We start from the raw sequence: 14,810 nt of genomic DNA on the forward strand, positions 1-14,810 counted from the left end.
TGACGCCCTAACCATGGACCTCGGGATCGCCGGACGCGCTGCGTTCGTGGGCGGCTCATCGTCCGGTCTCGGCAAGGCCATCGCTACGACGCTGGCGGCGGAAGGCGCGCGGGTCGCCGTGAACGGGCGCGACGCCGCCAGGTGCGATGCCGTGGCCGCCGGGATCCGCGCTGCGACCAACACCGACGCGGTCTCCTTCCCCGGTGACGTGGCCGATCCGCGAACGGCCGAGCAGCTGGTGCTCGCTGTCACTGAGAAGTTCGGGCGCCTGGACATCCTGGTGTGCAACGCCGGTGGCCCGCCGGCGACCACCTTCGCGGAAGCGCCGCCCGAGGCTTGGCAGCGCGCCCTGGAGCTGTCGCTGCTATCCACGATCCACCTCGCCAGGGCCGCCGTGCCGATCATGAAGCGGGCCAGGTGGGGCCGTATCGTCTGCCTCACCTCGGTCGCGGCGCGGCAGCCACTCGCCAACCTCATCCTCTCATCCACCGCCCGCGCGGGCGTGCTCGGCTTCGCCAAGAGCCTGTCGGACGAAGTGGGATCGGACGGCATCCTGGTGACCTGCGTCTGTCCCGGCTACTTCAAGACCGACCGCGTGAAGGACCTCGCCGCCGACCGCGCCAGGCGCCAGGGGAAGACGCAAGAGGAAGTGCTGGCGTCGCAGATCGCCGGGGTGCCGCTCAAGCGGATGGGCGATCCCGACGAGCTGGCCTCCGCGGTCGCCTTCCTCGCGTCCGAACGAGCCTCCTATATTACCGGCGCCGTGTTGTCGGTCGACGGCGGGTATCTGCGCGCCATCAGCTAGCAGTCTGACGTTTGCAGTAGTGGGCAGACGCCGCAGACGCGGCAGTGGTTGGCAGTAAGCGGCGAGCAGGCCGTCCCTCTCCACTTCCGCCGATTCCGAGGCTCGATGAAGGCGATCGTCAAAGCGTCCGCGGGTCCTGGGCTGGTCGTGCGCGACGTGCCGAAGCCCGCGTGCGGTCCCGCCGACGTCCTGATCGAGGTCCACCACGCCGGCGTCTGCGGCACCGACCTCCACATAGCCGAGTGGGACGCGTGGGCAGAGGGGCGCATCAAGCCGCCGCTGGTATTGGGTCACGAGTTCGCGGGCGAAGTGGTCGAGGTGGGGAGCGCCGTGCGCGGCGAGTTCGAGCCCGGGCAGCTCGTCACCGCCGAAGGGCACATCGTATGTGGGCACTGCCTGCAGTGCCGGACCGGCAACGGGCACATCTGCAAGCGCACCTCGATCATCGGCGTGGACCGCGCCGGCGCTTTCGCCGAGTTCATCGCAATGCCGGCGACCAACGTGATGCAGCTCGACGGCATCCCCACCGAGATCGGCGCGATCATGGACCCGATGGGGAACGCGTTCCACACGGTCCTCAGCGCGGAGATCCCGGGCAGCGTGGTGCTGGTGCTGGGTTGCGGGCCGATCGGCTGCTTCGCGGTGGGGATAGCTCGGGCCGCGGGCGCCAAGGCGGTGATCGCGGTGGACGTGAACCCGAAGCGGCTCGCCCTCGCCGAGAAGATGGGCGCGACCCGAGCCATGCGCCCGGCCGAGGACGTCGAGGCCGCGGTGATGGAGTTGTCGGAGGGCAACGGCGCCGACGTGGTGTGCGAGATGTCGGGCGCGGTGAGCGCGCTCCACGGCGCCTTCAAGCTGGTGCGCAACGGCGGCCGGGTGCAGCTCCTGGGCATCCCCCACGGCGAGGTGCCGATCGACTTCGCCACCGAGATCATCTTCAAGGGGATCACCATCTACGGCGTCATCGGCCGCAGGATGTACGAGACCTGGAACCAGATGCAGCGGTTCCTGCGGTCCGGCCTCTTCGACCCCAGGCCCGTCATCACGCACCGCTTCCCCCTCGAACAGATCGACGATGCGCTCGCCGCCATCCGGAGCGGCGACGCCGGCAAGGTCATCCTCTCCATCGGATCCTGAGCGCCATGAACAGCAGCCTCACCCAGCGGCTCCAGTCGGAGCTGGACGAGTTCAAGCGGGGTGGCGTCTACAAGCGCCTCAACTACCTCGAAGCCCCGCAGAGCGCGGTGACGAAGATGGAGGGCCGCGGCGATGTCGTGATCCTCTCGTCGAACAACTACCTCGGCCTCTGCGACGTGCCGGAAGTCATCGCCGCGGGCAAGGCGGCGCTCGACAAGTACGGCGCGGGCACCGGCTCGGTGCGCTTCATCTGCGGCACGTTCACCGTCCACCGCGAGCTGGAAGCCGGGCTGGCCGAGCTGGTCGGAACCGAGGCGTCGCTCTCGTACGTGAGCTGCTGGAACGCGAACGAAGGACTCTGCCCCACCCTGCTCGGAGAGCAGGACTGGGTGATCTCCGACCAGCTCAACCATGCGTCCATCATCGACGCGGTGCGACTCGCCAAGGTGATCACGAAGTGCCAGTCGGCGGTCTACCAGCACTCCGACATGGCTGACCTCGAGGAGAAGCTGGTCGCTGCCAGGGGCGCGCGCACCAGGCTCATCTTCACCGACGGCATCTTCTCGATGGAAGGCGACGTCGTCAAGCTGGCCGACATCCTGGAGCTGGCGAGGAAGTACGACGCGGTGGTGGCGGTGGACGACTCGCATGCCACAGGGGTGCTCGGCAAGACGGGCCGCGGCACCGCCGAGCATGCGGGCGTGCTGGGGCATGTCGACATCATCACCAGCACCCTTGGAAAGGCGCTGGGCGGGGCGGCGGGCGGATTCACAGCGGCGTCGGCCGCGCTGTGCGACTACCTGACGCAGCGCTCGCGGCCCCAGCTCTTCTCCAACGCGCTGCCGCCCACCGTAGCGGGGAGCGCGCTGGCCGCGGTGCAGTACCTCGAGAGCCACCCGGAACGCGTCACGCGGCTGCACGAGAACGCGCGCTATTTCCGGTCGGCGTTGATCGAGGCGGGATTCAAGCCCCTGCCCGGTGAAACACCTATCATCCCGGTCATCCTGGGCGAGACGGCGCGCGCGATCCAGATGAGCGACATGCTGCTGGAGGAGGGGGTGTTCGTGACCGGATTCGGGTACCCGGTGGTGCCGCAGGGGCACGCGAGGGTGAGGTGCCAGGTCAGCGCTGCACATACGAGAGAACATCTGGATTTCGCGATCGAGGCGTTCAGGAAGACAGGAAGGAAGCTGGGAGTCATATGACAGAGTTGCAGAGTTGCGGAGCTGCAGCGGCTGGCAGGATGCAGCGGTCAGTCGGGTTGGCCGTTCTCCTGCTCATCACCACATCACCTCATCACCCCATCACCGCTCAGGTTCCGACCCCCACCACGTCACCACACCACCTCATCACCGCGCAGGTTCCGACCCCAGAGTCAGTCCTGGGCTTCCCCGTCGGCGCGGACTCGATGCTGGCCTCCTGGCGCCAGATCGGCGACTACTTCACTCGCCTCGCGGCCGCGTCCCGCAAGGTTCGGGTGGACACCGTCGGCCCCACCACCCAGGGCCGGCCGTACCTCCTCGTCACCATCTCCGACCCGGCGAACCTCGCGCGGCGCGCCGAACTCATAGCCGCACAACGCCGGCTCGCGGACCCGCGGACCCTGGATTCCGCAGCCGAGGCGCAGCTCGTCTCCTCCCTGCCGGCCGTGATCCTCATCTCCTGCTCCATCCACTCGACCGAGATCGCGGCCAGCCAGATGTCCATGGAGCTGGCGTACCGGCTCGCCACCGACCCGGCCCTGGGCGCGTTGCTGCGGAACGTAGTGGTGCTGCTCGTCCCATCGGCGAACCCCGACGGCATCGACATCGTGGGCGACTGGTACCGGCGCACCAAGGGCGGCCCCTACGACGGCTCGTCGCCGCCGTGGCTCTACCACCCGTACGCAGGCCACGACAACAACCGCGATTGGTACATGCTCACGCAGGTGGAGACACGGCACCTCACTCGCGTGCTCTACCGGGACTGGTTCCCCGAGGTCGTGTACGACTTGCACCAAATGGGGAGCACCGGCGCGCGGCTCTTCGTCCCGCCGTTCACCGACCCGGTGAACCCGAACCTGGACCCGGTGCTGGTCGAGGGCATGAGCCTCGTCGGCTCGACGATGGCGTTGGCGCTCCTGGATGCGGGCTACACCGGCATATCGCACCAGGCCTCCTTCGACCTGTGGTGGCACGGCGGCGCACGCTCGACACCCACCCGGCACAACATGATCGGGATCCTCTCCGAAGCGGCAAGCGCGAGGATCGCCTCGCCGAACTGTCTGCCCGACTCCGCGCTCCGGCAGCCGGCCGTGGGGGTGAACTACCCGGCGCGCTGGCCGGGAGGCTGCTGGCGTCTGCGCGACATCGTTGACTACGAGTTGGTCGCGGCGCAGGCGCTGGTGCGCCTGGCCTCGGACCAGCGGGCCGAGGTCGTACGCCGGTTCGTGAGCACCGGCCGGCGCGCGGTCGAGGCGGGACGGTCCACCGCGCCACGCGCCTGGGTGCTCCCGCAGCCCGAGCGCGGGGACCGGGGAGCGCGCGCCCTTCTCGCCAACCTGCTCATCCAGGCCGGCGTCGAGGTCTATCGCGCCGGCGCGCCGTTCGGGGCGGGAACGAATCGCATCGGGGCGGGCTCGCTGGTTATCCCGATGGACCAGCCGTTCCGCGCCCACGCCAAAGACCTGCTCGAGCGCCAGGACTATCCGGACCGGCGTGCCTTCCCCGGGGGCCCGCCCATCCCCCCCTACGACGTGGCGGGGTGGACGCTGCCGCTCCAAATGGGCGTCGAGGCGTACCCGGTGGACTCCGCGAGCCCGGCCAACCTTGAGCGAGTGGATACGGTGACGGTGAGTCCCGGGCACGTCGCGGGAAACGGCGACGTCGCGGTCCTGCGTAACAGCTCCAACGCCGAGATCACGGCGGTGTGGCGGGCGCTCGCGGCGGGCGGCACCGTCCAATTCGCGCCGATCGCGTTCCGCGCCGACGGCCAGGAGTGGCCCGCCGGCACGCTGATGATCCGAGGCGCAAGGGCGCGCGCCGCGGTCGAAGCCGCGGCCCGGACGCTGGGGTTCGACGCCGCTCTCGCGCGGGTCGAACAGCCCGCGGGCGCTCCTCAGCCGCCGACCCTGTCCCGAGTCCCCCGGGTCGCGCTCTACCGGTCGTGGAACGCCAGCATGGACGAAGGCTGGACGCGCTGGGTGCTCGAGCAGCTCGGCGTGACCTACGCGACGGTCACCGACTCGACGATCAAGGCCGGCAGCCTGTTCAGGCGGTTCGACGTCATCATCCTCCCGTCCGAGGACGAGGACGCCATTGACCGCGGCAGGCGTGCTGGAACGGTGCCCGCAGAGTACGCGGACGGGCTGGGAAACGCAGGAGCGCAGGCATTGCGCAGCTTCATGCAGGATGGCGGGACCGTGATCGCGCTGGACCAGGCGAGCCGCTATGCCGTCTCCAGGCTTGGCGTTCCGGCCAGGTTCGTGCGCACCTCTCGCACCGCCGACAGCACAAATGTCTCGCGTTTTTACGCTCACGGTTCTATTTTCGAGGCCAAGGTGGACCAGAACCATCCGCTCGCGTCGGGGCTCGGCACGACGGTGCCGGTCTACTTCATCTCGAGCACGATCCTGGAGCCCGGGCCGGGGGCGAGAGAGATCTTGACCTACGGGGAGCGGAATCCGCTGCTCTCCGGATACGTGGATGGGCCCGAAGTGCTGGCCGGACGCGCGGCACTCGTGGAAGCGCCGGTGGGCCGAGGGCGCGCGATCCTGTTCGGATTCCGCCCGCAGCACCGCGGGCAGACGCACGCGACATTCAGGCTGTTGACGAACGCGATTCTCTACGGGGCGGCGCTCGCCCCGGCCCCGGCCCCGGCCCCATAGGCGGGGCGTCCGCGACTGGGAGGTCACTCCATGACTCGACACAGGCTCGCGCTCGGTGCGGCACTCGTCGCCCTCGCCGCGGCGACGCCGCTATCCGCCCAGATCCAGGACTGGCAGAGCAAATGGTTCTGGGGCGCCAAGGGCGGCGCGCTCGGCTACTCGATCCCCTCGGCAGGCACAGTGTTCGTGCCGCAGTTCGGCGGTGAATGGGTGATCACGGCGCGCCGCACTGCCCTGTACGTCGGGTACTCGCAGTCCAACACGGCGGAGCGCGATACCTTCCACTTCACGGGCGTCACCCCGCCGATCTGGATCGTCTTCAACGGCATGCGCCGCATGCAGGTCGGGATCGTCGTGCTGCCTACCAACGGCGCGCTCCAGCCGTATGTGGGCGGCGGCTTCGTGATCGAGACGCTCACCAACGCCCGGGTCGACACCACGCTCTCCACGGCCGCCCAGAACACGGTGGACCGCGCGCTCCAGGACCAGAGCGCCGGGGGCTTTGCACTCGTCATGGCCGGCCTCCAATTGCGCATGGGCCGGAAGCTGGCCCTGTACGGCCAGTATCAGGGGAGCCCGCAGGGGCGGAGCTTCCTGCTTCCTGGCAGCTCGCACAGCTTGGAGTTCGGGCTGCGGTACGCGTTCCTGGGCGCCCGAGAGGATGATGTGACGTCGCGCCGGTAGGGACGGACGGAAGGATGCAGGCAGGGAGACGGCCGGCAGGGATGCTGGCCGTTCCTGCTTTCGGGGAGGGTAGGGCGGCCCGGGCTTAGCGCCCGTCGAAGCCGCGAACCTCGACCTGCATCTGGTGGGAGATGCGGAGTCCGGCCTGCCCGGTCGCGAACAGCTCGCGCACCGGAACGCGGACCAGCTCGGTCCCGTTCACCTTCACAACCACGCTGGCGCCAGCCACGCTCACCTCGACCACGTTCTCCGCCTGGCTTTGCGCGTCGTCCGCGTGGATCGCGGCGTAGTGCGCCCAGTCGCGCACGACGGGTGTCGCCGCCCCATCCCGCTTCTTGACCAGCAGGTTTCCGTCGCCGCGCACCATCACATAGGAATAGCGCGCGCTGTCAGTGCCGAGGTTGCTCGCGCCGAAGATGATCCCGTAGCCCTCGTGCTGCCGCCCGCCGAGCTTTCGGAGGGTGGCGCGCACCACGTACGAGCCGGAAAGCGGCCGGGCGCCATCCTGCCAGAGGTCAACCGCCGGTCCGGTGCGAACCGACAGCGCGCCGCCCGACTCCGCGAGCGCAACGCCCCGGGTGACCGAACCGCGCCACGAAGTGGATTGCGGGAGGACGGCGAGTGCGGCGAGCGCGAGGGCGAGGGTCTTCATCCGGATGAACTCCTCTTGGGTGTCTGGCTGAGATACGGACTGTCCCGGAGCCAGAACCGCAGCTTCCAGTCCACGGCCTGACTGATACCCACGCGGGGGCCGGCAAGTTGCGCCCGGCGTGGAACCGGCGTGCCCGCAGCGATCCAGAGGGGCGCCGCGTCGAGGCGATGTCCGTTGTGCTTCCCGCTGATGCCGAGCGCCTGGGCCAGTCGCGCGGGGCCGGCGCTGATGAGCCGGTCAGCGACGCCGCCACGGCGGCGGCGCATCGTCTCCACGCCTTCGAGGGGCTCCACCGCCCGCAGCAACACCGCGCCGGGGAATCCCTCGCGCTCGGCCACGACGTTGGCGCACCAGTGTATGCCGTAGGTGAAGTAGACGTACAACGCGCCGGGCTCGCCGTACATGACCTCGGTGCGTGCGGTGCGCCGCCAGAGCGCCGCGTGGCTCGCCGGGTCATGCGGGCCGAGGTAGGCTTCCGTCTCGACGATGCGTGCGACACACCGCGCCCCGCCGATGGTGGAAACGACGAGCCGCCCCAGCAGGTCGCGCGCGAGCTGCCTGGCGCTCTGCCCGTAGAACTCCTGCGGGAGCGGCTCCAGGCTCACTCCTCCGACTTGGCGCCCTTCTTCTTGGCGGCGCCACGCGCGCCACGACCCGCGGCCGGCTTGGCGCGCTTGGCTTTCTTCTCGGCCGGCACCGGCGTCTCTTCCATCTCCACCATGCCGACCAGCGGGATCTGCGCCGTGGTGGACGGCCCCTTTGAGCCGCGACGGTACAGGACGCCGCGCTTCGGGCCGGCAGCGACGACGACCGCGGGCTTGGCCACCGGCGCCTGAGGCGCCGCTTCGGCCGGCGGCGCCGGCTCGCTAGCCGGATGCGCCCCGGCGCGACCGCCGCCACCACGGCCGCCGCGTCCGCCGCGTCCACGACCGGTCCGGCGTCCTGCCTCTTCGATCTTCGCGGCTTCTGCCACGGCCGGCGCGGCAACCGGCGCCGCGCCAGGCGCGGCAGCGGCTTCCGCGCGCAACGACATCTCGAAGCCGCGCTCGTTCTTGGACAGGTCCACGATCGAGGCGTCGTGCGCCTGGCGCAGGAACCTCCCGAACCGCGGCCGGTGGAAGAGCGGATCGTCCGGCTTGCCGTGGATCTCCGTCATCCTCGCGCGAACGTCGTCCTCGCCTATGGTGGTCGGGGTGACCGCGCCCATCTCGCGGAGGACGCGCTTCAACAGCTCGAACGCCTCGGCGAGGGAGAGGGTGCCGCCGGCCGGGGCCGCTTCCGCGGACCGCTCCCCTTCCGTGCGGCCGCCGCGGCCGCGCCCACCGCGCCGTCCACGCCGGCCCCGTTCGCCGCCCCGATCCTCGGTTCGCTCGGCGCGCTCCCGCTCGCGCCGCTCGTCCGCATCTCCAGGGATCGCCGGCAGCGCCTTCTCGCCTCCCGGCGCCGACGGGCCGAGGTCGATCTCGTACTGCCCGTTCTCGAGCTTGGTCGCAGTGATGAGGCCGCGGCGCCTCGACTCGTCCACGAACTTCGAGAACCGGTTCATCCCGACGTTCTTCTCGTCGAACGACGGGTCCAGCTCCTGCATGACCTGCTTGAGCCGGTCCGAGCGCATCACGTCGCCCCGCTTCCGCATCTCCAGCACGGCATCCACCACCAGCTCCCACGGGTCGCGGTGCACGGTCTGCTCGTCGCCAACCCGGGTGAGCCCCGCCAGCTCGTTGTACGAGAAGTACTCGTCGCAGTTCTGGATCAGCAGGTCCGACGACGACTCCCGGATCCCGACGCCGATGACGTACTTGCCGTACTCCTTGAGCTTGATCACCAGCGAGCTGAAGTCCGAGTCGCCGCTGAGCAGGATGAACGTGCCGATCTCGGGGCGCGTGAAGATGAGCTCGAGCGCGTCGATGGCGAGCCGGATATCGGTCGCGTTCTTCTTGTTCGAGCCGAAGGCCGGAGCGAAGATCAGGTCGATCGACGCCTCGGAGAGGGGGACGATGTACTGCGGGTAGCGCCGCCAGTCGGCGTACGCCCGCTGAACCGCCACCTTGCCCCGGATGATGTCCGAGCTCATGAGGCGGCGCAGCTCGACCTGGAGGTCCGAACGGATCCCCATGGTCACGTTGTCGAAATCGATCAGGAGCGCCGCATTGGGCGCATGGACCGGCGGCTGCTTGGCCACTGGTCGGGTCGTCGGTAGAGTCATGACTCCTTCAAGACGCTGTGAGTTCCAGGGTCACGATCTGGGCCAGCTCCCGTCGCTTGACCTTCCCGCTGGACGTCATCGGTAGGGCATCGAAGAAGCGCACCAGATCAGGCACCTTGTAGTCGGCCATCTGCTCGCGGGCGAAATCCACGAAGTCCTCGCCCCGCACGATGGCACCTTCGGTCGGCACTATGCACGCGCAGATCATCTCGCCCAGGATCTCGTGGGGCACCCCCACCACACAGATCTCCTCGACGGCCGGATGCGCGCGCAGCACATCCTCCACCTCACGCGGGTAGACGTTGTACCCGCTGCGGATGATCATCTCCTTCCGGCGCCCCACGATGCGGACGTAGCCGTCCTCGTCCAGCATGGCCAGGTCACCGGTAAGGAAGTACCCCTCGGGCGTGAAGGCCCGCCTGGTCTCCGCGGGCATGCGGTAGTAGCCCGACATCACGTTGGGGCCCTTGACCGCCAGCTCGCCGATCGCCTCCGCGCCGTGCAGCTCCCCGGTCGTCACGTCCACGATCCGCACTTCCACCAGGGGGAGCGGGCGGCCCACGGTCTCGATGCGTTGCGCCGGCGTATCACCGGGGCGCGTCATCGTCACCGTCGGGCCCGTCTCCGTGAGCCCGTAGGCGATCTGCACATCGCAGGTCCGGCGCACCCGCTGCACCAGATCGGGACCTACGGGGCTCCCCGCGATGATTCCCGTCCTGAGCGTCGGCAGCCGCTCAGCGGTGAAGCTGCGCTCCCGCACCAGGAGCTGGAACATCGTCGGCACACCGTGGAGGAGGGTGACCTGCTCGCGCGCGACCAGCTCCACAGCGCGTGCCGGGCCGAAGTTCTCCTGGAGGACCAGGGTGACGCCGGCGACGATGCCTCCCACCACCATGCTCGTGCCGAAGATGGTGAAGCACGGCACCGCGACCAGGCTGACGTCTTCCGGCGTGACGCCCAGCGCTTCCACCGTCTTCCAAGCCGTCTCGACCACGTTGCGATGCGAGAGGCACACCCCCTTCGGCTTCCCCATGGTGCCGGAGGTGTAGAGGATCGCGAGCGTCGCGTCGGGGTCGCGCGGCGCCGCGGGTGTCTCGAGGTGAGCGCCCTTCGAGACCAGCTCCCGGTACGGGAAGACCCGGTCGTCGTACCAGAAGTCCTCGTTTCCCACGGCGACGAGGTAGAGGACGTCCGGCAACTCGCCGATCAGCTCGTCGAACCATTCGAGGAAATCGCGCCCCTCGTAGCTCGGCGCGGTCACGATGATCGACGCCTCGGCGTGCCGCAGCTGGTACTTGAGCTCGTGGTAGCCTAGCGCGGGGTTGATCGGGACGATGGTGCCGCCGAGGAATGCCGTCGCCAGCAGGGTGACCACCCACTCGGGCCAGTTGGGAAGGATGACGGCGATGCGGTCCCCGGGCTCTATCCCGAGGTCGGCCAGCGCGGCGGCGAGCGCCCTCGCCTCCTGGTCCACCTGAGCGTACGACAGACGCCGGGTCCCGGACACGATGAACGAGCGGTCCGGGCCGCGAAGGGCGGCGGCTTCGAACGCATCCGCCAAATGCACCGAGTTCAGGGACGAGCCCTCAAAAGGCACCAGACATTGAGTTTACACACCGGGAGGCCGCCGTGCCACCCGACCATGCGGAACGCCCCTTGAGCGCCGGTGCGCCCGAGGCCACCTTTGGCGCGTGGCCCTCGCCTTCCGACGCCGCATGTTCCTTTGGCTGGTCGTGGTTTCGGCCCTGCCGGCATCGGTCGCCATCACGGTCTCCCTGGCCTCGCCGGACATCGGTAAGCCGGTGGGCGGCGTGGCGGCCTGGGAGCGGACGGCCGACTCCTGGCGCGAGGCGCGCCGCGCGCTCGATATCCGCACCATGAGCCCGGGGATCCGAGCTGCCCTCGACCGCCACGGCGACGAGGTCGGCGCTTCGCTCTCCCGCGCCCGCCAGGCGCGGGCCATCCACAACGCTTTCGCGGGCACGCTCGCGGCGGTGGCGATCGCGCTGACGATCCTGGTGGGCGGCGGCGCCATCCAGCTCGCCGGGCACCTCTCGCGCCAGCTCTCACGGCCCATCGACGAGCTCATCGCCTGGACGGGCCACCTGATGCGAGGCGAGCCGCTTCCCGACGCGCCGCCCGCGGTAGGCGCGCCCGAGTTCGAGGTCCTGCGCGACGCGTTCCGGAAGATGGCGGCCGAGCTGGACCGCGCCCGCTCGCGCGAGGTGGAAGCCGCCGCGCTGCGCGCCTTCCGCGAGGTAGCCCGACAGGTGGCGCACGAACTCAAGAACCCCCTCACGCCCATGCGCTTCGCGGTGTCGCGCCTCAAAGAGCGCGTCGGGCCGGAAGACCAGGAGCTGATCGAGATCCTCGACGGGGAGAGCGCGCGCATCGAGGAAATGGCCCGCGAGTTCTCGCTCCTCGGTCGCCTGCCGGAGGGGCCGCCCGCGCCGCTCGATGTGGGCGAGATGCTGGAGGAATTGAGCAAGGGGCTGGCGGTGAGGGTGCGGCTCGAGAGGTCGGCGGGGTTGCCGCTGGTGACCGGACACTATGAGCCGTTGAGACGGGCGTTCCAGAACCTGATCCTCAACGCCTGCCAGGCGTGCGCCGCGAACGGCGAAATCGGGCTGACCGCGCGCCGGTCCGCGAACGGCGCCGCCCCAGCCGTCGAGATCACCGTGAGCGACAATGGCACCGGCATCAGCGCCGAGCACCTGCCGCGCATCTTCGAGCCCTATTTCACGACCAAGACGGGCGGCACCGGCCTCGGGCTCGCGCTGGTTCGCCAGACGATCCACGACCACGGCGGTGCGATCGCAGTCGCGAGCGAACCGGGCCGCGGCACCACGTTCACGGTGACCCTCCCGGCCGTTACCGCGTGAGCCGCCAACCGCGGATCCTGATCGTAGACGACGAAGCCAACCTCCGCCGCATGCTGAGCGCGGTCCTCGTGGCCGAGGGATTCAGGATCGCCGAGGCGTCCAACGGGACGGAGGCGGTCGCGGCGGCGCAGCGACGCCGCCCGGACGCGGTCCTGCTCGACCTCTCGATGCCGGGCGGCCCCGACGGTCTCGCCACGCTGGAGCGCCTAACGGCGGAGGCTCCCGGCGTCCCCGTGATCATGATGAGCGGCCGCGCCGGCCTTCAGGACGCGGTGCGCGCGACGAAGCTCGGCGCGTTCCACTTCCTCGAGAAGCCGCTGGCGCCGGAGGCGGTCGTGCTCGCGCTCCGATCGGCTCTCGCGCTCGCGAAGGCGCGAGCGGAGGCGCAGGCGCTGCGCGAGGCGCTCGGGCCCACCGCGACCATCGTGGGCTCCTCGCCGCAGATCACCGAAGTGCGCTCGCTCATCGCCCGGGTCGCCGCGACGGAAGCGCGGGTGCTCATCACCGGCGAGTCCGGCACCGGCAAGGAGCTGGTGGCCGCCGCGATCCACGCGGCGAGCGCCCGCGCCGACGGCCCGTTCGTGCGGGTAAACTGCGCCGCCATCCCGCGCGAGCTGGTCGAGTCCGAGATGTTCGGCCACGAGCGCGGATCGTTCACGGGCGCGACGGAGCGGCGCATCGGCCGGTTCGAGCAGGCGGACGGAGGCACCCTCTTCCTCGACGAAGTGGGCGACCTGTCGATCGAGGCGCAGGCCAAGCTGCTGCGCGCGCTCGAGGCCGGCGAGGTCGAGCGCGTCGGAGGCGACAAGCCGATCCCGGTGGATGTGCGCGTCGTCTCGGCTACCAACCAGGACCTGGCGCGCGCGGTGAAGGACCGCTCGTTCCGCGAGGATCTGCTCTACCGGCTCCACGTCTTCCCGGTCTGGATCGCGCCGCTGCGCGAACGCCCAGGCGACATCCCCGAGCTGGTGCGACACTTTATCCAGCTGATTTGCACCCGGATCGGGCGTCCCGCAGCGACGGTGAGCGGGACTGCGATGGATCTCCTGGTGAGCCATCGCTGGCCGGGCAACGTGCGCGAGCTAGCCAACATCGTGGAACGGCTCATCATCCTTTCGGTCCGCAGCGAGATCGGCGTGGAAGACGTGCGCGCCGCGTTGCCCGCCACCGACGGCACGGCCGGCGCCGCGCCGCTCCCCAGCACGGCGGCCCAGCTCCCGCTCTCCGACGAGCTCGACAACTACGAGCGAACGCTGATCACCCGGGCGCTCTCGGCGGCCAAGGGCAACGTGGCTGAAGCGGCGCGCGGCCTGGCGACCGACCGCGCCAACCTGTATAGAAGATTGAAGCGGCTAGGGATCGAAGGCGGCAGCTAGCGTGTCGGAACGACACGATGGTGACCCACGATACACCACATCCGGGACGCTGGTCCCAACCGCCCAGGCGACGACGAAGTAGTCTTGTGGCAAGAGGTTAAGGCCGGTCGGTCGCGGGGGCACGGACCCTGCTTCAAGGAACGACGGCACACCTCGAGGAGTCATGATGCGCTTCACTCTCATCGCAGCTCTTGTCGTCGGGACCACGGGCGCCACATGGGCGCAGGACACGACGATCACGATCCGGCCCGGCGGCCGCCACGCCGACGAACAGCTGGTGGTCCGCCAGCTCCCGCGCGACGTCGCTGACGAGATCGTCCGGTTCTTCAACGGTCCGGGGACGCTTCACTTCTCCGGCATCACGCGGGTCCCGGCGGGGCGCGGGATCGACGGCGACGTGGCGATCCTGGGCGGTCCGGTCACCGTGGCCGGGCGGATCAGCGGCGGGTTGGTCGTGGTCAACGGCGACGTGGTGTTCGAGCGCGGGGCGGTCGTGGGCGGCGACGTGATCGTCGTTGGTGGCACCGTCTCGGGCACCGATGACGCCGACATCGACGGAGAGATCCGCGTATACCGGGATCCCCTGCGCTACCGCCGCACCGGCGATGAGATCGTATACGCTCCGCAGCGCGAGATCCCGCCGCGGTGGTCCCGCATCCGGCGCCAGATCAGCGACGGCCGCGGCAGCACCAGCGGGTTCGTCCTCTCTATGGGCGGCACGTACAACCGGGTCGAAGGCGCGCCGATCGTCTTCGGGCCGAGGCTGGACACGCGCCTCAACGACGGGATGCGCTTCCAGGCGGACGTCAGGGGCATCTTCCGCACCGGCCGTGACATCTCGTTCCAGGGCCAGGACTTCGGCTACCGGGCGCGGGGCGAGCTCGTGTTCGGCGGCCGCTACAACAACATCGGCTTCGGCGCGCGCGGCTACGACGTCATGGCGTCGGTGGAGACATGGCCGCTCAAGGACTACGAGGCCGGATGGGCGGCGTTCCTGCTGCACAGCGACTACCGCGACTTCTACCGCCGTCACGGCGGCGCGCTCTACACCACGCTTCGAATCGGGCGACCGCTAACTTTCACGGTCGAGGGGCGGGACGAAACGCAGTCGTCGGTGGAGGCGCGTGACCCGTGGACGCTGTTCCGCGGCGACAACATCTGGCGCGAGAACCCCGCCGTCACCGACGGTCGCTTCCGCTCCGC

At 69.7% G+C, this 14,810-nt stretch carries 12 protein-coding genes; 8 read left to right on the top strand and 4 right to left on the bottom strand.

Annotation, left to right across the window (positions count from 1 at the left end; all coding sequences use genetic code 11):
- The first annotated feature begins 13 nt into the window (after positions 1 to 13).
- From Q8Q85_13710 to Q8Q85_13730, 5 genes are all read left to right on the top strand, one after another.
- Positions 14 to 805 carry an SDR family oxidoreductase gene (locus Q8Q85_13710; protein MDP3775314.1) on the top strand — a complete coding sequence of 264 codons (792 nt, stop codon included), beginning with the start codon at positions 14 to 16 and terminating at the stop codon, positions 803 to 805.
- A gap of 105 nt (positions 806 to 910) precedes the next feature.
- Positions 911 to 1,942 carry an L-threonine 3-dehydrogenase gene (gene tdh, locus Q8Q85_13715; GenBank protein MDP3775315.1) on the top strand — a complete coding sequence of 344 codons (1,032 nt, stop codon included), beginning with the start codon at positions 911 to 913 and terminating at the stop codon, positions 1,940 to 1,942.
- Positions 1,943 to 1,947: 5 nt separating this feature from the next.
- Positions 1,948 to 3,147, top strand: coding sequence for a glycine C-acetyltransferase (locus tag Q8Q85_13720; GenBank protein MDP3775316.1), 1,200 nt, complete (start codon positions 1,948 to 1,950; stop codon positions 3,145 to 3,147).
- A 38-nt stretch (positions 3,148 to 3,185) separates the two neighbouring features.
- Positions 3,186 to 5,807, top strand: coding sequence for a M14 family metallopeptidase (locus Q8Q85_13725; protein ID MDP3775317.1), 2,622 nt, complete (start codon positions 3,186 to 3,188; stop codon positions 5,805 to 5,807).
- Positions 5,808 to 5,837: 30 nt separating this feature from the next.
- Positions 5,838 to 6,491, top strand: a complete 654-nt coding sequence (locus tag Q8Q85_13730; GenBank protein MDP3775318.1) for a hypothetical protein — start codon at positions 5,838 to 5,840, stop codon at positions 6,489 to 6,491.
- A gap of 85 nt (positions 6,492 to 6,576) precedes the next feature.
- On the opposite strand, the gene Q8Q85_13735 is transcribed toward Q8Q85_13730, so the two are convergent.
- The 4 genes from Q8Q85_13735 to Q8Q85_13750 are packed head-to-tail and all read right to left on the bottom strand — an operon-like array spanning position 6,577 to position 10,916.
- Positions 6,577 to 7,143, bottom strand: a complete 567-nt coding sequence (locus Q8Q85_13735; protein MDP3775319.1) for a hypothetical protein — start codon at positions 7,141 to 7,143, stop codon at positions 6,577 to 6,579.
- Positions 7,140 to 7,748: a DNA-3-methyladenine glycosylase gene (locus Q8Q85_13740; protein ID MDP3775320.1), complete on the bottom strand. Its 609-nt coding sequence runs from the start codon at positions 7,746 to 7,748 to the stop codon at positions 7,140 to 7,142. Before Q8Q85_13740 ends, Q8Q85_13735 begins: the two co-directional genes overlap by 4 nt.
- The gene (locus Q8Q85_13745; protein ID MDP3775321.1) at positions 7,745 to 9,325 is read right to left on the bottom strand and encodes an NYN domain-containing protein; all 1,581 of its coding nucleotides are present in this window, start codon (positions 9,323 to 9,325) and stop codon (positions 7,745 to 7,747) included. Before Q8Q85_13745 ends, Q8Q85_13740 begins: the two co-directional genes overlap by 4 nt.
- Before the next feature lie 31 nt (positions 9,326 to 9,356).
- Positions 9,357 to 10,916, bottom strand: coding sequence for an AMP-binding protein (locus Q8Q85_13750; protein MDP3775322.1), 1,560 nt, complete (start codon positions 10,914 to 10,916; stop codon positions 9,357 to 9,359).
- A 124-nt stretch (positions 10,917 to 11,040) separates the two neighbouring features.
- Between Q8Q85_13750 and Q8Q85_13755 the strand changes: the two genes are divergently transcribed.
- The 3 genes from Q8Q85_13755 to Q8Q85_13765 form a co-directional block, all read left to right on the top strand.
- Complete coding sequence (locus tag Q8Q85_13755) at positions 11,041 to 12,231, top strand: HAMP domain-containing sensor histidine kinase (GenBank protein MDP3775323.1); 1,191 nt, start codon at positions 11,041 to 11,043, stop codon at positions 12,229 to 12,231.
- The gene (locus tag Q8Q85_13760) at positions 12,228 to 13,607 is read left to right on the top strand and encodes a sigma-54 dependent transcriptional regulator (GenBank protein ID MDP3775324.1); all 1,380 of its coding nucleotides are present in this window, start codon (positions 12,228 to 12,230) and stop codon (positions 13,605 to 13,607) included. Before Q8Q85_13755 ends, Q8Q85_13760 begins: the two co-directional genes overlap by 4 nt.
- A 166-nt stretch (positions 13,608 to 13,773) precedes the next feature.
- The coding region (locus tag Q8Q85_13765) for a hypothetical protein (GenBank protein ID MDP3775325.1) at positions 13,774 to 14,810 on the top strand (1,037 nt) is incomplete at its 3' end.

The sequence above is a fragment of the Gemmatimonadales bacterium genome (genome assembly GCA_030697825.1).
Taxonomy (GTDB): domain Bacteria; phylum Gemmatimonadota; class Gemmatimonadetes; order Gemmatimonadales; family JACORV01; genus JACORV01.